The sequence below is a fragment of the Xylanibacter muris genome (assembly GCF_013166605.1).
In the GTDB taxonomy this organism is placed as follows: domain Bacteria; phylum Bacteroidota; class Bacteroidia; order Bacteroidales; family Bacteroidaceae; genus Prevotella; species Prevotella muris.
In genome coordinates this window covers 15,819-38,433 of sequence record NZ_JABKKF010000002.1, presented here as the reverse complement: position 1 = coordinate 38,433, position 22,615 = coordinate 15,819, and the positions used below count along the sequence as shown (strand labels likewise).

The 22,615-nt window shown below is 42.4% G+C and carries 13 protein-coding genes, 2 tRNA genes and 1 pseudogene; 4 read left to right on the top strand and 12 right to left on the bottom strand.

The genetic code is table 11. The features are described from left to right. Positions 1-223: 223 nt before the first annotated feature. Positions 224-1,798 (top strand): Rne/Rng family ribonuclease, encoded by a 1,575-nt coding sequence (locus HPS56_RS02250; protein ID WP_172273215.1) that lies wholly within the window; start codon positions 224-226, stop codon positions 1,796-1,798. An 86-nt stretch (positions 1,799-1,884) separates the two neighbouring features. On the opposite strand, the pseudogene HPS56_RS02240 reads toward HPS56_RS02250, so the two are convergent. The 8 genes and pseudogenes from HPS56_RS02240 to uxaC all read right to left on the bottom strand — a co-directional run bounded on the left by HPS56_RS02240 (position 1,885) and on the right by uxaC (position 15,671). After that, positions 1,885-4,053 (bottom strand): annotated as a pseudogene (locus HPS56_RS02240) (alpha-amylase family glycosyl hydrolase). 94 nt (positions 4,054-4,147) lie between these two features. Further along, a complete protein-coding gene (fabD, locus tag HPS56_RS02235; protein WP_172273206.1) occupies positions 4,148-5,035 on the bottom strand; it encodes an ACP S-malonyltransferase in 888 nt (295 codons plus the stop codon). 42 nt (positions 5,036-5,077) lie between these two features. Then, positions 5,078-8,305 (bottom strand): carbamoyl-phosphate synthase (glutamine-hydrolyzing) large subunit, encoded by a 3,228-nt coding sequence (gene carB, locus HPS56_RS02230; protein ID WP_172273203.1) that lies wholly within the window; start codon positions 8,303-8,305, stop codon positions 5,078-5,080. Positions 8,306-8,310: 5 nt separating this feature from the next. Continuing rightward, entirely contained in the window at positions 8,311-9,387 is a 1,077-nt protein-coding gene (gene carA / locus HPS56_RS02225; RefSeq protein ID WP_172273200.1) for a glutamine-hydrolyzing carbamoyl-phosphate synthase small subunit, read from the bottom strand. A 27-nt stretch (positions 9,388-9,414) separates the two neighbouring features. Beyond that, positions 9,415-11,310, bottom strand: a complete 1,896-nt coding sequence (locus HPS56_RS02220) for an amidophosphoribosyltransferase (protein WP_172273197.1) — start codon at positions 11,308-11,310, stop codon at positions 9,415-9,417. An 82-nt stretch (positions 11,311-11,392) separates the two neighbouring features. Further along, a complete protein-coding gene (gene glmS / locus HPS56_RS02215; protein WP_172273194.1) occupies positions 11,393-13,237 on the bottom strand; it encodes a glutamine--fructose-6-phosphate transaminase (isomerizing) in 1,845 nt (614 codons plus the stop codon). 33 nt (positions 13,238-13,270) lie between these two features. Beyond that, positions 13,271-14,077, bottom strand: coding sequence for a polysaccharide biosynthesis/export family protein (locus HPS56_RS02210; RefSeq protein ID WP_172273191.1), 807 nt, complete (start codon positions 14,075-14,077; stop codon positions 13,271-13,273). 193 nt (positions 14,078-14,270) lie between these two features. Then, positions 14,271-15,671, bottom strand: coding sequence for a glucuronate isomerase (gene uxaC, locus HPS56_RS02205; protein ID WP_172273188.1), 1,401 nt, complete (start codon positions 15,669-15,671; stop codon positions 14,271-14,273). A gap of 120 nt (positions 15,672-15,791) precedes the next feature. On the opposite strand from uxaC, the gene HPS56_RS02200 reads away from it, so the two are divergent. After that, entirely contained in the window at positions 15,792-16,832 is a 1,041-nt protein-coding gene (locus HPS56_RS02200; RefSeq protein WP_172273185.1) for an asparaginase, read from the top strand. 227 nt (positions 16,833-17,059) lie between these two features. On the opposite strand, the gene HPS56_RS02195 is transcribed toward HPS56_RS02200, so the two are convergent. From HPS56_RS02195 to dapA, 3 genes are all read right to left on the bottom strand, one after another. After that, positions 17,060-17,133 (bottom strand) — tRNA-Arg (locus HPS56_RS02195). A 58-nt stretch (positions 17,134-17,191) separates the two neighbouring features. Further along, positions 17,192-17,265: transfer RNA gene (locus tag HPS56_RS02190), tRNA-Arg, on the bottom strand. Between the two features lie 169 nt (positions 17,266-17,434). Further along, a complete protein-coding gene (dapA, locus tag HPS56_RS02185; RefSeq protein ID WP_172273182.1) occupies positions 17,435-18,322 on the bottom strand; it encodes a 4-hydroxy-tetrahydrodipicolinate synthase in 888 nt (295 codons plus the stop codon). 405 nt (positions 18,323-18,727) lie between these two features. Between dapA and HPS56_RS02180 the strand changes: the two genes are divergently transcribed. Further along, positions 18,728-20,752, top strand: coding sequence for a tetratricopeptide repeat-containing sensor histidine kinase (locus HPS56_RS02180; protein ID WP_172273179.1), 2,025 nt, complete (start codon positions 18,728-18,730; stop codon positions 20,750-20,752). A 19-nt stretch (positions 20,753-20,771) separates the two neighbouring features. After that, positions 20,772-21,521: a LytR/AlgR family response regulator transcription factor gene (locus HPS56_RS02175; RefSeq protein WP_172273176.1), complete on the top strand. Its 750-nt coding sequence runs from the start codon at positions 20,772-20,774 to the stop codon at positions 21,519-21,521. Between the two features lie 107 nt (positions 21,522-21,628). Here the strand turns inward: HPS56_RS02175 and HPS56_RS02170 are convergent, their stop codons facing one another. Continuing rightward, positions 21,629-22,582, bottom strand: a complete 954-nt coding sequence (locus HPS56_RS02170) for an SPFH domain-containing protein (RefSeq protein ID WP_172273173.1) — start codon at positions 22,580-22,582, stop codon at positions 21,629-21,631. Positions 22,583-22,615 lie beyond the last annotated feature (33 nt).

Below are 22,615 nucleotides of genomic sequence, written 5' to 3'. Positions count from 1 at the left end.
GGAAAAAAGAAAAAGGGCCACAAGATGGCTACTCACAAGCGTAAAAAAAGATTAAGAAAGAACAGACATAAGAGCAAGTAATCACCAATTACAGACAAATAAACTTATGAAAGTTCTGTTTTAAAGGAATGAGCGGAGTGTGTCATTTGGTCCGGTAAAAGGACAATGGCACACCCTTTCTCTTAAAATAAGAGAACCGTAATAAAAACAAGACTTAAAAGCAATGACAAGCGAAGTAATTATCGATGTACAACAGAAAGAGATATCAATAGCACTGCTCGAAGACAAAAGCCTGGTCGAATACCAGAACGAGCCGCGCTCTGCATCATTTTCTGTAGGAAACATTTATGTGGCAAAAGTTAAGAAACTAATGCCTGGCTTGAACGCATGTTTCGTAGATGTAGGCTTCGAACGTGATGCTTTTTTGCATTATCTTGATTTAGGTACACAATTCAGCTCTTACGAAAAATACCTCAAACAGGTACAAAGCGACAAAAAGAAATTATATCCTATCAGTAAAGCAATACGCCTTCCCGACCTGAAAAAAGACGGAAGCGTACAGAACACTCTGAAAGTCGGACAGGAAGTGATGGTGCAAATTGTAAAGGAACCCATTTCCACAAAAGGTCCACGACTTACATGTGAACTGAGTTTTGCAGGCCGTTATATCGTACTGATACCTTTCAACGACAAGGTATCGGTATCCACTAAAATTAAAAAAGGAGAAGAACGCACAAGACTAAAACAGTTGATTCAAAGTATCAAACCGAAAAACTTCGGTGTTATTGTGCGCACTTCTGCAGAAGGAAAGCGTGTAGCAGAACTGGACAGCGAACTGAAAATACTGCTGAAACGATGGGAAGACGCTATCACAAAAGTACAGAAAACCGTGAACAGGCCTCAGGTCATATACGAAGAGACCGGCAGGGCTGTTGCCTTATTGCGTGACCTGTTCAACCCTACTTATGACGGAATCTATGTAAATGACGATGAAATATTCGGCCAGATAAAAGATTATGTAGGACTGATAGCCCCGGAAAAAGCAGATATCGTAAAGAAATATACCGGACAGGTTCCCATTTTTGACAACTTCAACATCACAAAACAAATAAAGTCGTCATTCGGGAAAACGGTAAACTATAAGCGCGGAGCATACCTTATCATTGAACATACAGAAGCTCTTCATGTAGTAGACGTGAACAGCGGAAACCGTACACGCGCAGAAAACGGCCAAGAGGCCAACGCACTGGAAGTAAACCTCGGAGCTGCCGATGAGCTTGCACGCCAGTTACGCCTTAGGGATATGGGCGGAATAATCGTTGTGGACTTTATTGATATGAATTTGGCGGAAGACCGCCAGATGCTTTATGAACGCATGTGCAAAAACATGCAGAAAGACAGGGCAAGACATAACATTCTTCCATTGAGCAAATTCGGCCTCATGCAGATTACACGTCAGCGTGTAAGGCCGGCCATAGACGTGAATGTGGAAGAGACCTGCCCCACATGCTTTGGTAAAGGCAAGATAAAGTCAAGTATTCTATTCACAGACCAATTAGAGAGCAAAATTGACCGGTTAGTAAACAAGATAGGCATAAGAAAGCTCACACTTCATGTGCATCCATACGTAGAAGCCTATATAAATAAAGGGCTTATATCTATTAAACGTAAGTGGCAGATGAAATACGGATTCGGCCTAAATGTAATTCCATCACAGAAATTGGCTTTCCTGCAGTATGAGTTCTACGACAGCAAAGGCAACTTCATTGATATGAAAGAGGAAATAGAAACAAAATAGTATTTTATGGGGAGCTAAGGAACATAACAAATATAAATCCTTAACTCCCCATTTTATTTTATCACATAAATCCACTCTTTGGACTATCAGGATGCAATAATCTTGAAACGTATCCTGAACGAGTGCTTTTCTTCATCCCAATTTGTTCCAAGCAATTCAAATCTGCCGATTTGCCCCGTTGAACGTACATGTCTGCCTATACACGGGCACACATCATAGTCGCCAATACGCACAAGTCTCAACGTCTCTGAAGCATCCTCAGGCAACCGGTCCAACCTTACTCCGTCAGGTATATTGTCACGGTCTACAAACTCATATTCAACAGGTAAATCCTCAGCTATCAACTCATTCATTCTATCCACAATTGCCTTTTCTTCATGACGGTCGGGCTTATGGTCAAGTATATAGCTTATCTTGCTTTTCTTACGCTCTATATGTGCATTCACCGAACGCTCGCAACCGAACATTCTCACCATTACCTGGTTCAGCAAATGTTCTGCAGTATGTGCAGGAGGAAATTCCTCCTTATTGTGTACGTTTAAAACCACGTCTTCCATATTCTGTTTTATTAAGAACCATAACCTTTAACTGAGCTTTATTTTCCACACTGCGGCTCCATTGGCTAAGATTCTCATCGGAATACGTCCATCCTTAACCAAATTCAACTTACGCTTACTGCCATTCAGGATGTCTGATGCCATAACCAAGCCCCCTTTCAAGGCCAGACAGTCAAAGGCATGGGCGGGAATAGTCAGTTCTATGTCAACATCTGACGAATCAAAGTTTGCAACAACAATAAGCAGGCTGTCATCACACTTACGCAGAAAAGCATACTGCCTGTCAGGATTGAACACCTCTGAATGACCGTTAACATACATCAAATCAAAAAAGGCTCCTTCACCCACAGCTTTTTCCGTATGGGCTATATTAAGAACCTTTACATGTATATCATAAAGCCTCCGTTCATCCTCAGTAAGCCCACCGTTTTCAGCACGACACAAAGTGTCAATACTCCAATAATCAAAAATAGTAGTACGCCCGTCACATCCGCTGAATCCTTCTACATCCATACCTTTTTCACCATACTCCTCACCAGCATAAAGCATGAACGGATTCCTACGCATAAGAGCATTTACAACAAGAGCCGGAACAGCCTTCAAACCATCACCGGCAAAGAAACGGCTCGCCACACGCTGTTCATCATGATTCTCCAGAAAATAAAGCATGTTGCTTTCTATATCATCAGTAGCCTGCCATGCTCCGGTAATGGCCGAAGCAGAAGCAGCTCCACAAATGACAGCACGCATAGTGTCATACATTCCAACCTTATCATAAAGATAATCAAATCCGGAACTGATATAATTACGGTATTCGGCCGGATTATAAACCTCGCCTATGAATAATATTTCCGGATAAGCCTCTCTCACTTTACCCGTAGCCCATTTCCAAAATGCGGCAGGCACCATTTCCGCCATGTCACACCTAAAAGCATCCACACCTTTACCGGCCCAGAAAAGAAGTATATCAAGCATCTTCTTCCAAGTATCAGGAACCGGATTGAAATAACCTATCCTACCTGCATAATAGTCAACACCATAATTAAGCTTTACTGTCTCATACCAGTCATTCACACCAGGATTCGGACCAAAACAGTCGTTCCCCGTTGCTTTTGCAGGTTCTTCCATATACTCTTTACCGGTTTCGTCATGCAAGTCAAAATCAGGATGAAACCGGCACCCAGGACAATAATAGAAATTATTCCGGGGACTAAATCCTTCGCCAACATTATCATTCTCTCCCAAATCAACCACTGCCGCCGGTTTGGCAATAGAATGATACTGACGTGCAACATGATTCGGCACAAAGTCTATTATAACCTTCAATCCCGACTTATGCGTACGCTTAAGCAAAGCATCAAACTCCTCCATCCTGTTGCCTACATTCTCTGCAAGATCCGGATCAATATCATAATAGTCTGTAATGGCATATGGCGAACCGGCATTGCCTTTAACCACAGCCTTGTGATTTACAGGTATTCCATATCCGGAATAATCAGTCTTTGTGGCATGACGTATCACACCGGTATACCACACATGGGTAATACCAAGTTTCTTTATTTCCTTTAACACAGAAAGAGTGAAAAAGTTCATCTTTCCGCAACCGTTCTCCAGAATACTTCCATTATACATTCGTGTCAGATTACGGTTTCCATAAAGACGTGTGAATATCTGATAGATTATTATTTTGCTATTCATAAAGGAAATCTTTGATTGTTTTATTAAAACAAATAATCCTCTGCCGGAAAACAAAGTCCTGTTTTCTCATAGCAAAGGATTATTTAACAAGCAGTTATGCTATACCGCAAACAGCCACATTCTTGTCTATACGTCCAATCATGCCCTGAAGAGCTTTTCCCGGACCGCACTCGGTAAAGTCATCAGCACCGTCTGCAATCATATTCTGCACACACGATGTCCAACGCACACCACTTGTAAGCTGGGCAATCAGATTTGCCTTTATCTCTTCCGGCTCAACATGTGGTTTGCCGTCTACATTCTGATAAACCGGGCACTTCGGAGCAGAGAAGTCTGTGCCTTCAATAGCTGCCTGAAGCTCATCTTTTGCAGGCTGCATCAAAGGAGAGTGGAACGCGCCACCGACCTTCAATGGCAATGCACGTTTGGCACCGGCGGCTTTAAGTTGCTCACAGGCCTCATTTATTGCCTCTATATTACCGGAAATCACCAACTGGCCAGGGCAATTATAGTTTGCAGGAACAACCACATGACCATCCTTGCTTATCCCTTCACATATCGCCTCAATCTTCTCATCAGGCAAACCCACAATTGCCGCCATTGTGGAAGGTGCCATGTCACAAGCTTTCTGCATAGCCATCGCACGGGCATAAACAAGCTTCAAGCCATCTTCAAAACTCAACGCACCGGCAGCCACCAAAGCAGAAAACTCACCGAGAGAATGACCGGCAACCATCTGAGGTGCAAAATCATCACCAAGACAGAATGCCTTGATAACGCTATGAAGGAATACTGCCGGCTGTGTTACTTTTGTCTGTTTCAGTTCTTCATCAGTCCCGCTAAACATTATATCGGTAATACGATAACCGAGGATATCGTTTGCTTTTTCAAAAAGTTCCTTTGCCAATGGATTGTTGTCATAAAGTTCCTTGCCCATTCCGACAAACTGTGCTCCCTGACCGGGAAAAACAAATGCTTTCATATCTTTTATTTATATATTTAAATGTATGTTTATTATATATTATCATTTATACTCAGCCCAGCTTTTTATGCCGATTCCATCTATTCCGACCGTACAGAAAGCATGTATAAAGGCACTTGCAAGACGGCTGTTCGTAATCAACGGAACATTAAGGTCGATAGCCGCACGGCGTATCTTATAGCCATTTGAAAGTTCACCTGCAGTAAGGTCCTTTGGAATATTCACCACCATATCTATCTCATGGTCATGCAACATGTCAAGAGCCTGCGGCTTCTTATCTTCAGACGGCCAGTAAACCATAGTATTCTCGACACCATTCTCCTTAAGAAATCTTGAAGTGCCGCCCGTAGCATAGATATTATACCCATGACTGACAAGCATACGCGCAGCATCCAGCATTTCCGCTTTCTGTTTTGCACCGCCTGTGGAAAGAAGAATATTCTTTTCCGGTATGCGATGGCCTACAGACAACATGCTCTTAAGCAAAGCCGTACTCGTATCATCACCAAGACACCCCACTTCACCGGTTGAAGCCATATCAACGCCAAGAACCGGATCGGCTTTCTGCAAGCGGTTGAAAGAGAACTGGCTTGCCTTTATTCCTACATAATCCAAATCAAACAGACTCTTATGCGGTTTCTCAACATTAAGCCCCAACATCACCTTGGTCGCAAGCTCTATGAGGTTTATCTTCAAAACCTTACTTACAAACGGAAACGAACGTGACGCACGAAGATTACACTCAATGACCTTTATATCGTTATCCTTAGCCAGGAACTGTATGTTAAAAGGCCCGCTGATGTGAAGCTCTTTGGCTATCATCCTGCTTACACGCTTTATCCTCCTTACTGTCTCACAATAGAGCTTTTGCGGCGGGAACTGAATAGTCGCATCTCCTGAATGGACACCGGCAAACTCTATATGCTCACTGATGGCATAGGCGATTATCTCACCGTTCTTTGCCACTGCATCCATCTCAACCTCCTTGGCATGCTCAATAAACTGGCTTACAACAACCGGATGGTCTTCGCTTACATTTGCCGCAAGGCAAAGGAACTTCTCCAATTCCTCCTTGTTTGAACATACATTCATTGCCGCACCGGACAATACGTATGAAGGACGCACAAGCACGGGAAAGCCGACATTGTCTATAAATTTATTTATATCATCCATGGATGTAAGCGCACTCCATGCCGGCTGGTCAATACCGTTGCGTCCAAGCATTGAAGAAAATTTTGCCCTATCCTCTGCATTGTCTATATCTTTAGCGGAAGTTCCAAGTATAGGCACATGCTGTCCGTCAAGACGCATGGCAAGATTATTCGGTATTTGTCCGCCCGTGGAAACAATAACGCCATAAGGAACTTCCAAATCTATGATATCAAGAACACGCTCAAACGTAAGCTCATCAAAATAAAGGCGGTCACACATGTCATAATCCGTAGACACTGTCTCAGGATTATAGTTTATCATTACAGAACGGTATCCTTCTTTTCGAATAGTATTAAGTGCCTGTACTCCGCACCAGTCAAATTCCACGGAAGAACCGATACGGTATGCACCGGAACCAAGAACAACGATAGAGCGCTTGTCCCTTTCAAACTTGATATCATGAGCCACACCAGCATAAGTCAGATACAGATAATTTGTCTGTGCGGGATATTCCGCAGCCAAAGTGTCTATCTGTTTTACGTATGGCAGGATACCATATCCTTTTCTAAGATTCCTCACGACAAGACCTGCTTTTGCCATACTCTTCAATTCGGCTTCAAGTCCTACGGCACGTGCTATCTGGAAATCCGTGAAACCATATATTTTAGCTTCGCGCAATAATTCCCTATCAAGATTATTGATATTATTGAGAGCTTTCATACGCTCATCTATATCAATTATGTGCTTCAACTTTCTGAGGAACCATTTGTCTATCTTTGTAAGCTCATGTATATGGTCGATGGTATATCCCTTATGCATGGCCTTGGATATAATAAACACACGTTTGTCTGTCGGCTCACGCAAGGCAGAATCAATGTCCGGTATCTCAAGTTCCTTATTCTCTACAAAACCATGCATACCCTGTCCTATCATACGCAGACCTTTCTGGATGGCTTCCTCAAAGTTTCGCCCAATGGCCATAACTTCTCCTACAGACTTCATGGATGAACCAAGCTCCTTGTCAACACCACGGAACTTGCTTAAATCCCAACGGGGTATTTTACATACCACATAGTCGAGTGCCGGCTCAAAGAACGCACTTGTAGTCTTTGTCACAGAGTTTTTCAGTTCAAACAATCCATAGCCCATACCCAACTTTGCAGCAACGAAAGCCAACGGATATCCCGTTGCTTTTGATGCAAGGGCAGAAGAACGGCTAAGTCGGGCATTTACCTCTATGACCCTGTAATCCTCACTCTTTGGGTCAAATGCATATTGCACATTACATTCTCCCACTATACCTATATGGCGGATAATCTTTATGGATAATGCACGAAGCTTATGATATTCGCTATTCGTAAGGGTCTGGGAAGGGGCAATGACTATGCTTTCACCGGTATGGATACCCAACGGATCGAAATTCTCCATATTACAAACGGTGATACAGTTGTCATAACGGTCACGCACAACTTCGTATTCTATTTCCTTCCAGCCTTTCAGGCTCTTTTCCACAAGGACCTGTGGAGAGAAAGAAAAAGCCTTCTCGGCCAACCTGTCAAGTTCTTCCTCATTGTCACAGAAACCGCTGCCCAGACCTCCCAAGGCATAAGCCGCACGGAGAATAACCGGATAGCCGAGTTCACTCGCAGCCTTTCTTGCATGTTCAATGGTTTCACAAGCCTCACTTTTTATCGTCTTTACACCTATCTCGTTAAGTTTTCCGACAAAAAGCTCACGGTCTTCCGTATCCATGATGGCACGCACCGGAGTGCCAAGAACCCTGACATTATATTTATCAAGGACACCGCTCTGATAAAGAGCCACACCGCAATTCAGCGCCGTCTGTCCTCCAAAAGCAAGAAGAATACCATCCGGACGCTCTTTCTCTATCACACGCTCTACAAAGTATGGCTGCACAGGAAGATAATAAATCTGGTCGGCAACGCCTTCCGATGTCTGTACTGTCGCGATATTGGGATTTATCAATATTGTATAGACTCCCTCTTCACGCAGTGCCTTAAGGGCTTGAGAACCGGAATAGTCAAACTCACCGGCCTCACCTATTTTCAACGCACCTGAGCCGAGCAGAAGAACTTTCTTTATATTTTCGTCTTTCATTGTCCTTACTTTAATTTATCAACAAAACGGTCAAACATAAATTCTGTATCTACAGGGCCTGAACATGCTTCCGGATGAAACTGGCTCGTAAACCAAGGATTCTCCTTATGGCATATACCTTCATTAGAGCCGTCATTCATGTTTACAAACAGTTCACGCCATCCGGAACCCAACGTTCTTGCATCAACGGCATACCCGTGATTCTGACTTGTTATATAACATCGTTCTGTACCAACCTCACGAACCGGCTGGTTGTGAGAACGGTGTCCGTATTTCAACTTATATATTGTTGCTCCTCCGGCCTTAGCCAACAATTGGTTACCCATACAGATACCGCATATAGGCTTACGTGAATTATCCATCTGTTTGCGTATAATTGTAACGGCCTCCTCACACATATCAGGATCACCCGGACCGTTTCCAAGAAACAATCCGTCAAAATCCATACCGGTATAGTCAAAATTCCACGGCACACGGATAACCTCCACCCCACGGCTGACCAAACAACGGATAATGTTGTTTTTCACACCGCAGTCTACAAGAATTACCTTCTTTCCTGCACCTTCATTATAGCGGATGATCTCCTTGCAACTTACAAGGTCTACAAAGTTTACTCCGGAGTAATCAGCCGTAGGAATATTGTCAGGCTGGTCATCAAAAAGAATTTTTCCCATCATGACTCCATGTTCACGCAACACTTTTGTCAACTGACGGGTATCTATTCCCGTTATACCGGGAACCTGTTCACGCCTAAGCCATTCAGCCAAACTTTCCGCCGCATTCCAATGGCTATATTCTTCACTGTAATCCGCCACAATGATAGCCGAAGCGTAGATTTTGTCACTTTCCATGAATGTTGCAAGCTTATCCGCACCAACCGTAAAAGGAGGCACGCCATAGTTTCCAACTAAAGGATAAGTAAGCGTCATCAATTGTCCGGCGTACGACGGATCCGTAAGACACTCCGGATATCCCATCATTGCCGTATTGAAGACCACCTCTCCCGCCACAGGTTTATCATAACCGAATGACTTGCCATGAAATTCCGTTCCGTCCTCAAGGACTAATGTAACGCTCTTCATCTGTATAATTTAAGTATTGGTCTTTATTTAAAATTTCTGCTCGTACTGATATACTTTCTCAATATAGTTGATGAAAGCCTGATTGGCAAGCCTCATGCCTCCAGGAGTAGGATAATCTCCCGTGAAATACCAGTCGCCTTTATGATTAGGTATAGCCTCATGCAGTCCTTCTATACTTTGGAATACCAATTCTATAGGAGTTGTAACTTCAGCCGGCCTTAACAGTTCCACCATCTTATTATTAAGTTCTTCTACGGTAAACGGTTTATAAAGGTCCTTCACACAACATCTCATATCGCCTTTTGCCTTGGTTATCTCTTCCTTGCAGTTCTTGTATGTCTCGTCTATAAGTGAATGCATTCCCCTTTCCTTTATCAGCTCGATGCATGCACGGAAAGCTATGAATTCCTCAAGACTTGACATGTCTATTCCATAATAATCGGGATATCTGATCTGTGGCGATGAGCTTACTATGACTATCTTTTTAGGATGCAGTCTGTCGAGAATCTTTATTATGCTCTCACGCAATGTAGTTCCACGCACGATACTGTCGTCTATGACAACAAGATTGTCTACATTCTTCTCCAACACCTCGTAGGTAATATCATATACATGTGATGCAAGGTCATTTCGCGAATTTCCTTCTGTAATAAACGTACGCAGCTTTATATCCTTCCATGCAGCCTTCTCCGAACGTACATACATATTCATGATTCTGACAAGCTCATCATGTGTAGGAATACGCCCCATCTCTTCAATGGCCTTTATTTTCTGTTCATTCATGTATTCCTTAAAACCTCTGAGCATTCCATAGAAAGCAACCTCTGCTGTATTTGGAATAAAAGAAAATACAGTATGCTCAACATCACCATCGACGGCATTCAGAATAGGTGTCATGAGCTGCATTCCAAGTTTCTTCCGCTCATCATATATATCACGGTCGGAACCGCGGCTGAAATATATGCGTTCAAAAGAACATGCAGAATCACCGCGACGTTCAAGAATCTTTTCTATCTTTGCATGTCCCTCTTTATTTACTATCAGGGCGTGCCCCGGCTCCAATTCATTTACGTCATCACATTCCAAATCAAATGTTGTCTGTAGCACAGGACGCTCGCTGGCCAAAGCGATTATCTCATCGTTCTTGTAATAGAATGCCGGACGTATGCCCCATGGGTCACGCATTGAGAACATCTCGCCGCTGCCGGTAAGTCCGCATACGACATATCCGCCGTCAAAATCAGGCATAGTGGTCTTCAATACATTCTCCATAAGAACATTATTGTCTATATAGTCGGTAATGTCCGTTCCTTCAAGCCCCTTTTCCTTCGCCTCTATAAAATTACGCTCCACTTCACGGTCAAGACGATGCCCCATCCATTCGAGCATGATATAACTGTCGCTGTAAATACGCGGGCACTGTCCCTGTGAGGTCACTTTATCAAAAATCTCATCAATATTCGTCATATTGAAGTTTCCGCAAAGGCAAAGGTTTTTTGCTTTCCAGTTGTTGCGCCTAAGGAAAGGATGCACATACTTCAAACCACTCTTACCCGTTGTGGAATATCTCAGATGTCCCATATACATTTCCCCTGCAAAATCCAAATTGGCTTTTGCATACTCCACATCATTAAGCTGCATGGGAGAAAGTCCACGAAAATCTTTTTGAGCAATCCCAAAAATCTCAGTAATGGCATTTGAACCTTCCGCACGTTCACGGAACATATACTCATGCCCGGGTTTCGTGGCAAGTTTCACACATGCCATACCGGCTCCTTCCTGTCCGCGATTGTGCTGTTTCTCCATCATAAGATAGAGTTTGTTCAAACCGTACATCCATGTGCCGTACTTACGCTGGTAATAATCGAGTGGCTTCAACAGTCGTATCATTGCCACACCACATTCGTGTTTTAATTGCTCCATTTAATTGTATGTCTGATAAATATAGTGGTTATCCTTTTTACTCTAATCCCAATAACATATAAAGTGTAAAGTGCCTTTCAATCTATTCCACAGTCACTGACTTTGCCAGGTTTCTGGGCTGGTCTACGTTCTTTCCCTTGCATACCGCTATGTGATAGGCAAGCATTTGAAGCGGTATGGTGGCCAACAACGGTTCGAGACACTCTATAGTGTCAGGAAGCTCAATGACCTCATCTGCAATACGGCTTATTGTGTCGTCACCTTTTGTCACAAGAGCGATGACCTTTCCCTTTCTTGCCTTCACCTCCTGTATATTGCTGAGCACTTTCTCATACATGCCGTTATGTGTCGCAATAACGACTACCGGCATATCTGAATCAATCAGGGCTATCGGACCATGTTTCATTTCTGCGGCAGGATACCCCTCTGCATGTATATAACTTATTTCCTTAAGCTTCAGCGCACCCTCAAGTGCTACAGGATAACTGTATCCACGTCCAAGATAAAGGAAATTTCTCGCGTATGTGAAAGTTCGGCTAAGATCGGCTATCCAGCTGTTAAGCTTTAGCACCTCACGCATTTTACCCGGTATCTCATGAAGTTCCTTCACTATCTTCCTATAACATTCATACGACATGGTTTCCTTTTCCTTGGCAAGTGCCAAGGCCAGCATGGTAAGCACGGTAACCTGTCCCGTGAAGGCTTTTGTGGAAGCGACACCGATCTCCGGACCGACATGTATATAGGAACCAGTATCTGTCACACGTGGAATACTTGACCCGATAGCATTGCATATCCCATAAATAAAGGCTCCATGCTGGCGTGCAAGCTTTACAGCCGCCAATGTGTCTGCCGTTTCACCGCTCTGCGATATAGCTATCACGACATCGTCTTTTGTTATTACGGGATTCCGGTAACGGAATTCTGAAGCATATTCCACCTCCACCGGTATACGGCAGAATCCCTCTATCATCTGTTTCCCTATAAGTGCCGCATGCCATGATGTGCCGCATGCCACAATGATAAAACGCTTTGCGTTAAGCAAATATTGCTTATAGTCTATCACCGCGCTGAGCACCACATTATCACCGTTTACATTAACACGGCCGCGCATACAATTGGTTATACATTCAGGCTGCTCGAATATCTCCTTGAGCATAAAATGAGGATATCCGCCTTTCTCCAACTGGCCGAGATTGATATCCACTGTCTGGATTTCAGGATAAAGCTTCCTGTTAAGAATACTTACCACCTTCAGTTCTTCACCAAGTCTTAAAACTGCAATATTTCCATCATCAAGATAAACGACCTGATCGGTATATTCAACAATGGGACTCGCATCAGAGCCTATGAAGAACTCATTGTCGCCTATACCGACAACAAGCGGACTTTGCTTGCAAGCAGCTATGATCTGATTCGGGATACGTCTGTCTATAACGGCTATCGCATAAGCTCCGATAACCTCATGAAGGGCAAGCTGGACTGCTGTAAGCAAATCAAGGGATTTACGTTCCTGTATGTATTCTATAAGCTGCACAAGAACTTCCGTATCCGTATCTGAACGGAATTTAATCCCTTTTGCTATAAGCTTATTCTTTAAATCCGCATAATTCTCAATAATACCATTATGTATGATGGCAAGATTTTTAGATTGAGAATAATGCGGATGCGCATTTGCTGATGAAGGCTCACCATGAGTTGCCCAACGAGTGTGGGCGATACCCACCGAACCGGAAATATCCTTGTCTTCACAAAAAGCGACAAGGTCGTCAACCTTTCCTTTACTCTTAAGAACATTCAGATTGCCATTCCCGTTTACCAAAGCCACTCCGGCACTGTCATAACCACGATATTCCAGACGTCTCAGACCTTTTATCAATACAGGGAAAGCATCCTTCTCGCCCAGATACCCTACAATTCCACACATGGCCTATGTTCCTCCTTTAAACTTTATGGTATTTTAATTCAATATATTATACAGCAACGATGTCAGTGAAATAAGTATCGAGGTTGCCGAAAACCACAGTGTGGTCATGCTGCCGATATTCGAATTCTGTGCCTTCACTTTATTTGGTTCAACGTATACTATATCGTTTTGCTGAAGATAATAATAAGGAGAGTTTATAAGGCGTGCATCATTTAGATTCAGCACATGTATTGTTTTCTGCCCTGTGGCATCCTCACGTATAAGCTTGACATTATCGCGCACACCATATATAGTAAGGTCACCGGCCTGGGCCAAAGCTTCCAATATGCTTGTCTTCTCATTTGCCGCCGTATACACTCCGGCACGGGCAACTTCTCCCATCACCGCAAACTTATAGTTCGACATCCTTACTGTGACAATAGGGTTCTCCGTCTCACTCATATACGGCTTTATCTTATCCTCTATAACCTTTTCCGCCTCAGATTTCGTCAAGCCTCCCAAATGCACTCTTCCTACTTTCGGGAACACTATATCCCCGTTGTTATCCACAAGATAACTCTGAAGCTTTGGCTGTGAAGTCACGGAATTTGTGGCTTCAGAATATGTCGTAGGAACAGTAAGATTGAAAGGGGCGGCAGCGGCATCGTCCAAAGTACTTACAGTGATTGTCAGAAGATCCTTAGGCATTATACGTGCATCATAAAGTCCTTTTGACTGTTCCAGACTGACTGTGTCACTATTTTGGAAATAAGCAACGTTTTTGGTGCTTGAACAACTGCCAAACATTACAACAATAGCTATAAGAACTATCGGCAAAATAATATTTCTCTTGATTGTCATTTAGTAAAACTGTTTAAACCGCTGCAAATTTACACCTATTTTTCTAATTAAACAAAAAAATACATAGAAAAATAAAACGGCAGAAAAAAAGGCATACCGAATCGAAAGAAACGGTATACCCTTCAGTTTTTTTATTTACTTTCCTACCTGACAGGACTTGATTTTTATCCTATGGTTTCAAAAGCCCAGTACATTAATAGAACTTAAAATAGTTCTTGGCATTGTTGTAAGAAATATCCTCCACCATACGGCTGAGTATCTCCGTATCGTTAGGAAGCAGGCCTTTCTCGACATCGTTACCAAGAATATTGCAGAGAAGACGGCGGAAATACTCATGACGCGGATAGCTCAGGAAAGAGCGTGAGTCTGTGAGCATGCCCACAAAACGGCTAAGAAGGCCAAGCACCGACAATGCATTCATCTGACGTGTCATACCGTCAAGCTGATCGTTGAACCACCATCCGGATCCGAACTGTATCTTTCCCGGACATCCGCCCTGGAAATTACCGAGCATGGTCGCAATTACCTCATTTGCACACGGATTAAGCGTATATAATATTGTACGTGTAAGCTTGCCTTCCATGTTAAGCTTATTAAGGAACTTGCTCATCGCACGTGCCGTATTGAACTCTCCTATTGAATCAAAGCCCGTGTCTGCGCCCAGCTTATTGTACATCAAGGTGTTGTTATCACGAATGGCACCATAATGGAACTGCTGTGTCCAATCGGCATCGGCATCCATTTCAGCCATCTTGGTAAGGAAACAGTTCTTATATTGACGTATTTCCAATTCGGAAAGCTGCTGCTTACGCATTGCCTTACTGAATATTATCTCTATCTGGGAATCCGTATATTCCTCATCATAGAACTCCTCAATACCATGATCAGACAGGCGGCATCCGTTCTCTGTAAAGAAATCATGACGCTTCTGCAAGGCATCTGTCATATCCTTAAAGGTCGTAATGGTGACACCGGCCACCTCACCGAGCTTATTCACATAATCAGAAAAATCAGGTTTTTCTATATTCATGGCTCTGTCCGGACGCCATGCCGGTATCATCTTTATCTCAAAACCACTTTCACGTGTCTGCTTATGATAACGCAAATCATCAATAGGATCATCCGTTGTGCATACACACTCCACATTGTAATGACGCATAAGACCACGGGCAGAGAACTCCGGAGACTTAAGTTTTTCATTACACTCGTCGAATATCTCACGTGCTGTTTTCGGGCTTAGCTGCTTTGTTATGCCAAACGCTGTCTTAAGTTCAAGATGGGTCCAATGATACAACGGATTACGGAATGTATAAGGAACAGTTTCCGCCCACTTCTCAAACTTCTCCCAATCGCTGGTGTCCTTGCCTGTGCAGTATTTCTCATCAACACCGTTCGTACGCATGGCACGCCACTTGTAGTGGTCACCGCCAAGCCATAACTCGGTTATGCTCTTGAACTTATGGTCATTGGCCACCATTTCCGGTATAAGATGGCAATGATAGTCTATTATCGGCATCTTTGCCGCATGATTGTGGAACAAGTCCTGAGCAACCTCTGTATCGAGCAGGAAGTTCTCATCGTTAAATTGTTTCATAAGATTCAGATGTTTTTTATTTGTTTTAAGTATTATTCATATCTTGTGTCGCAAAATTAATAAATAAATTCCGTATTCTCGAAAAGTTTCATTATTTTTGCAGAAAAATTAACGTAAACGATGACGTGTACAAATAAAGTATTGCTCATTTACACGGGAGGTACAATCGGTATGAACCGCAACCCCATAACCGGAGCTTTGGAGCCTTTTAACTTTGAACACTTGCTTAACAATGTTCCGGAATTGGCACATGTATCAACAAACATTGCCACCTACCAGTTTACACCTCCAATAGACAGCAGCGACATGTCTCCGGCATTATGGACCGATCTTGCCCGTATCATTGCCGGCAACTATGAAAAATATGACGGTTTTGTTGTTCTTCACGGCACTGACACTATGGCATTCACGGCATCTGCGCTCAGTTATATGCTTGAGAACCTTACAAAGCCAGTGATTCTTACCGGAAGCCAACTCCCCATAGGACAGTTGAGAACAGACGGAAAGGAAAACCTTATAACAAGCATCGAAATTGCATCTGCAAAGAATAAAGACGGGAAAGCAATGGTGCCGGAAGTCGGCATTTATTTCAGCGGGCATCTTATGAGAGGCAACAGAACCACGAAACAAAGTGCCGAAAATTTCAATGCGTTCGAGAGTTTCAACTATATGCACCTTGCCGATGTCGGGGTAAACATCACATACCATGAAGACAGGATGATGAAACCCGACTACACAAAAGAAATGACTCCCCATTTTCTTTTGGACAACAATGTGATAGTATTCACAATGTTTCCCGGAATATCAAAAGAACTGGTCAATCATGTTTTAAGTTTCCGGTCACTACGCGGAATTGTAATGAGGACCTACGGAAGCGGCAACGCCCCTCAACAATCATGGCTCACAAATATGCTCAAAGAGGCTTCCGACTCAGGAAAAGTCATAATAAACATCAGTCAATGTATGACAGGACGCGTTGAGATGGGGTTATACGACACCGGATTTCATTTGAAGTCAGCCGGAGTGATAAGCGGATATGACAGCACGGTGGAAAGTGCCGTGACAAAACTGATGTATCTTCAGGCGCAATACAGCGATCCCGATGATGTGAGACATTACATGACAAAAAGCATAAGAGGGGAGATTTCCTTAAATTCTTGAACATCAACCGGGGTGATTTACCAAAGGGAATGTTTCCATAAACCGCCCTTTCTCTCCCATTTGTGGAATCATGGAAACTTTTATCCACATAGCAAAGAGATGTCCCTCTTTTGTTGAATTCAGAAAATTTCCATATTTATATGGCAGTGCTCCTTTATATAAATCCACTGGCAACATTTACATGCAATAAAAAAGCGGAAAGCTTATTACAAACTTTCCGCTTTTCGTGACTCCTGCAGGATTCAAACCTGCAACCTTCTGATCCGTAGTCAGATGCTCTATTCAGTTGAGCTAAGGAGCCGACAAAACTGGCTATAAACATTATAAGGAATCGGAAAGAAAGACTATGTCCTTCTTCGTGACTCCTGCAGGATTCAAACCTGCAACCTTCTGATCCGTAGTCAGATGCTCTATTCAGTTGAGCTAAGGAGCCGTCCTTATTCCATACGCAAAATCGTTGGCAAAAGCCTCGCTTCCCGAATTGCGATGCAAAGGTACTGTTTTTTTTTATTACCACCAAATTTTCAATACACTTTTTTTTGTGATTTTAATTGAAGATACCTCACATCAGTGCATTTACCTTCATACCCAGTGCATCACATTTATATTTTAAGCTCCTTCATCAATTCGCTCATGCGCTGAAGGGTAGAAATACGTGTTGGCACCAAAGGCAACCGCAACACATTCTTTATCATGCCCATCTCATGAAGCATTGCCTTTACACCGGCCGGATTGCCGTCAACGAAAAGCAAACTGAAAAGGTCCGTAAAACGATGATGTATCTTACGCGCACCTTCATATTCGCCCCTGAACTCAAGCCTTATCATTTTTGAGAACTCCTTTGGCAATGCATTTCCTATAACGCTTATCACTCCCACTGCTCCGCATGAAATCATTGGGAACGTAAGAGCATCATCACCGCTGATAACATCAAAGCCATCCGGTTTTTTCTTTATAATCTCATCGACCTGTTCCAAATTGCCACTCGCCTCCTTTATCGCCACGATATTCTTACAGTCAACAGCAAGACGCACTGTCGTTTCCGCCTTCAGATTAACCCCCGTACGGCCGGGAACATTATAAAGCACAACAGGAAGCCTGGTTGCACCGGCAATTGCCTTAAAATGCTGGTACAGTCCTTCCTGAGACGGCTTATTATAATAAGGGCACACGCTAAGAACACCGTCAACACCACTAAAATCACCGTTTTTCAGTTCATCAACAACCGCAAGAGTATTGTTTCCTCCACATCCCATCAAAATCGGGACACGCCCGGCAACCTTACTCACAACAAAATTCTTTATCTTGATTTTTTCATCGGAAGTAAGACAAGGAGTCTCCCCGGTCGTTGCAAGAATACAGAAAAAATCCGCCCCATTAGACAACTGATAATCAATCAAACGCGATAATGAATCATAGTCAACAGAACCGTCATCGGAAAACGGAGTTATCAAGGCAATGCCTAATCCTTTAAAAATATTATGCACCATAAGGAGTTATTCTAAATTTAGATTGCAAAATTACATAATAATATTGTAATCAGAAATATTTTAAATCTATTTTTTATAATTCGAACGTTTTTAAACCAAAACAAAATCATTTTATCAAATAGAATTACCGAAGAAAAAACACGCATGCATTATGCTGACAGCGTCATATATAACGTAACCCTGAAGAAACGTTTCGTTCAAGCCCCACCGGCGATAGCCGGCTTCAGAAAGATTGACAAGGCTGGAAAAGCCGTGTGAAATCCGACAAAAAACATACAAAGCCTCATATTTTTAATAAAATAAACTATACAGATTCGCTGTATTTGTATTATTTTTCTTATATTTGCACTCATGAATAATATAGAGTAATAAAAGTATGTATGAAACAGCAAAAACCTATATTTTATGGGGGGGGGGAAATTTTTACATTTAGTCTTATTTGTCATCATAGCCTATCTCTTTTCGTGTAAGACAGACAACAACGGATACCGTTCCGAAGAAGAGAGAACAACCCTTAGAAACATCACAGACTCCATTGAACAAATGGCGCCAAATGCCTTGAGGCTCTGCGACAGCATGATGACACAGGCTAAAGACAGCTTTACATTCTACGATTATTTCCTTCTGAAAGGCAAACACTATCTTATATCGGAATCCAACGACACTTCTCTGCACTTTTCCGCAAAGACAAAGGCATTTGCGGAAAAACAGCCAGAATCACCACGACGCAACGGACTGTTGGCAAAAAGTCTGGCCATCGAGGCAGCAACAGACTACGTGTTCAGACGCAATAACGAAAACACAATAAAAACAAACTATAATGCATATCTACTGGCAATGAGAAGCGACATAATAGACTTTTCACCGGAAATTGCCGCAAACCTCGCTGATGCATACACAATGGCCAACAATTTGCCCGAAGCTGCAAAATGGTACAGAAGAGCACTGTTTCTTGTAGACTCGCTTCAACTTCCTGAAAGGAAGAACATCTCATTATACATGGGATTGGCACAGATATACACAAATCTTGAAGACTTTACATCTGCCGAATATTTCTACAAACAGACCGACAAACATTTTGACAGGATAAAACTCAATATGCAACTGTATTTCCTTAACAATTTCGGAAATATGTATTACTACAAAAAGGATTATCCCAAAGCTCTTGAAGTATTCAAACGAATGGAAAATCATCTTCACGCCAATAAATGCAACAACATCATAGACGTGTATTTATGCAGAATCAACCTTGCAGACGTATATTTAAACTTAGACAGTACGGAAGCGGCATTGAAATACATCAATGACGCAGAGGATTTTTTCATCAAGAAAAACATTCTTCCCGCCATTCATTACGTAAACACAATCAAGATAGGCACAGCAATAAAAGAGAAACGATACGATGAGGTCGAAAGAATAATGAATAAAGAAAAACATGAAAGAAAAATCAAAGAACAAAACCTCATAAATATAAGGGACAGATACCTGACAGAATACTATAAGGCAACCGACAACTACAAAAAGGCATACGAGATATTTAGCAAGGCTACGGCAGCCTCCGACTCTGCGATGCATAACAAAATGGGCATGAGAGCCTCAGAGATAATGCAGAAATTCACAGAGGACACACTAAAACTAAACCACGCAATCGAGATAAGTAAAAAAGACGCGGACTTATATAAGACATCAACAACTTTATGGCTGATGGCATTTGTCGTGCTCCTGCTTAGCACATGTCTCGGGGCATCTGTCGTATACACAAAGAATAAAAAGGCTACGGCACAGATAAAAATGCTCAACCTCAAAATGGAAAATATCAGACAAAGAATAACACCACACTTTGTTTTCAACATCTTAAATGCAGAAATAGGCAAACAAAACAACGAACAGAAAACCGACGGTCTTTACAAACTGTCAAGACTTATACGTGCGAACCTCGACCTGTCATGCAGAATGTACATAACACTAAGCGAGGAACTTGATTTCGTACAAAGATTCGTCGAACTGAAAAACAGTATGCTTGACAACAAGATAAAATTCAGCATGAACATAGACAGCAATGTAGAACCAGATAAAATAATGATACCGTCAATGTTCATACAGTTACTTGTTGAGAATTCAATCAAGCACGGATTTAAAAACACAATTAAAGAAAAACGTCTTGATATAAACATTTCCGGAAGGCCACGCGGCACCATTATTGCGGTCACCGACAATGGAACCGGATTTGACATAAGGAACTTCAACAACAAAACGGGGAAAAACGGACTGGACATAATCAGAAAGACTATCATGATTATAAATCAGGACAAGAGGGAAAATGCAAGGATTAAAATGAACATACAAAACGTGAAGAACGGCAATGAAATATCCGGATGCACGGTAGAATTATATATTCCCCAAAAGATAAAACTAACGAATATAATATAAATATAGATCCCAACGACTCATGAAAGTATTAATTATCGACGACAGCATCACAGCAACGGAAATACTTTCCGAAAAACTCAAAAAGTTTAACGGAATAGAAATAGTAGGAAAAGCATATAATGGAGAAAATGGAATAACCGCTGCAAAAGAAACAAATCCGGAACTTATATTTCTTGATATAGAGTTGCCGGATATGTCGGGGCTCACAATCCTGGAACAACTGAACAAGACTCTAACGGAATGGTGTCAGATTGTCATGTATACCGGACACCACAACTATATGCTTCCGGCATTCAGAAGCAATGCGTTCGACTATCTGATGAAACCGGTGGACGACAACGAACTCGAAGAAGTGATGAAGAGAGTATATGCCAACTATCAAAACGGGGTGTCGACTTCGATAAGCGGACTTATAAAACAGAAAACAGACGAAAAAATCCTATTTTATACAAACACCGCGGACTTCAAACTTGTGCACACCCAAGACATCTGCGTGTTTCAATATAATTCCGAGACAAGAGTATGGGAGGTCATCGTGGCATGCAGCAAAGAAGCAATAAAACTGAAACGTAACATCAACAATGAAAACCTGCTGGCATTAGACAAGCGTTTCATACAAGTAAGCCAGAAATTCATAATCAACATAAACTACCTGCTGGAAGTAAGAAACAACACCTGCTATTTCTATCCGCCTTTCGACAATATCCTTCACGTGAGAGTCGGAAAAGTATACCGCAAGAAGCTCACAGAAAGATTCAGTTCACTTTAAAACCATACCTATGGTCTGAATATAATGTAAAGGCTGTTGTCAGAAACGCCACAAAGGCCGGAAGCCCTATCATTTCAGGCTTCCGGCCTTTGTGGCAGTCTGTGTCTTTATTCCGACTTGAACAAATCTTTTATACCACCGATACTTCCCATAAGATTCGTCGCTTCATACGGCAGATAAACGGTCTTTGTCTTATCTCCCTCCGCAAGATGCTGAAGCATCTGTATGTATTTCTGTGCCAAAAGATAGTTTGCAGGGTTCGAACTTTGCCCGACAGCCTCCGTTATCTTACGTATAGCGACAGCCTCGGCCTCCGCCTTGCGTATACGCGCCTGTGCCTCACCCTCTGCCCTGAGAATAGCCTGCTGCTTGTCTGCCTCTGCCCTGTTTATTATTGCAGCCTTCTCTCCCTCTGACTGAAGGATATCCGATGCCTTCTTTCCTTCACTCGTAAGAATAGTGGCACGTTTGTTACGCTCAGCCTGCATCTGTTTTTCCATGGCATTAAGCACGCTTGCAGGAGGTGTGATATCCTGAAGTTCCACCCGATTAACCTTTATACCCCATTTATTTGTGGCGTCATCAAGCACAATCCGCAACTTTGTGTTTATTGTATCACGGCTTGTGAGTGTCTCGTCAAGCTCAAGTTCTCCGATTATATTACGCAATGTCGTCTGGGTCAGCTTCTCTATCGCATTCGGCAAATTATCAATCTCATATACAGCCTTGAACGGATCTACAATCTGGAAATAAAGCAAGGCATTGATTTCTGTCTGAACATTATCCTTGGTGATGACGTTCTGCTTAGGAAAGTCGTAAACCTGCTCGCGCAAATCAATAGTCGTGGAATATGTGTATAGACCACGGCGCAGAACGACAATGCTCCTTGCCTTGTCCATCAACGGAACAATAAAATTCACACCGGGACTCAACGTGGCATGATAACGTCCCCAACGCTCGATTATCTTCGTCTCACTCTGAGGAATTATCAAAATAGCCTTCTTGGCCAACACTACAACAAAGACCAAGAGAACAACGATTACATAAAATGCTATATCCATAAACGTATAGTTAAATAATTAAAATTACAGTAA

Excerpts from the sequence above, each read along its gene's own strand:
- HPS56_RS02170 (WP_172273173.1), bottom strand. The coding sequence starts at position 22,582 with ATGGATATAGCATTTTATGTAATCGTTGTTCTCTTGGTCTTTGTTGTA.
- HPS56_RS02210 (WP_172273191.1), bottom strand. The coding sequence starts at position 14,077 with ATGACAATCAAGAGAAATATTATTTTGCCGATAGTTCTTATAGCTATT.
- carB (WP_172273203.1), bottom strand. The coding sequence starts at position 8,305 with ATGAAAGACGAAAATATAAAGAAAGTTCTTCTGCTCGGCTCAGGTGCG.
- uxaC (WP_172273188.1), bottom strand. The coding sequence starts at position 15,671 with ATGAAACAATTTAACGATGAGAACTTCCTGCTCGATACAGAGGTTGCT.
- HPS56_RS02180 (WP_172273179.1), top strand. The coding sequence starts at position 18,728 with ATGGGGGGGGGGAAATTTTTACATTTAGTCTTATTTGTCATCATAGCC.
- carA (WP_172273200.1), bottom strand. The coding sequence starts at position 9,387 with ATGAAGAGCGTTACATTAGTCCTTGAGGACGGAACGGAATTTCATGGC.
- dapA (WP_172273182.1), bottom strand. The coding sequence starts at position 18,322 with ATGGTGCATAATATTTTTAAAGGATTAGGCATTGCCTTGATAACTCCG.
- HPS56_RS02250 (WP_172273215.1), top strand. The coding sequence starts at position 224 with ATGACAAGCGAAGTAATTATCGATGTACAACAGAAAGAGATATCAATA.
- glmS (WP_172273194.1), bottom strand. The coding sequence starts at position 13,237 with ATGTGTGGAATTGTAGGGTATCTGGGCGAGAAGGATGCTTTCCCTGTA.
- fabD (WP_172273206.1), bottom strand. The coding sequence starts at position 5,035 with ATGAAAGCATTTGTTTTTCCCGGTCAGGGAGCACAGTTTGTCGGAATG.
- HPS56_RS02220 (WP_172273197.1), bottom strand. The coding sequence starts at position 11,310 with ATGGAGCAATTAAAACACGAATGTGGTGTGGCAATGATACGACTGTTG.
- HPS56_RS02175 (WP_172273176.1), top strand. The coding sequence starts at position 20,772 with ATGAAAGTATTAATTATCGACGACAGCATCACAGCAACGGAAATACTT.
- HPS56_RS02200 (WP_172273185.1), top strand. The coding sequence starts at position 15,792 with ATGACGTGTACAAATAAAGTATTGCTCATTTACACGGGAGGTACAATC.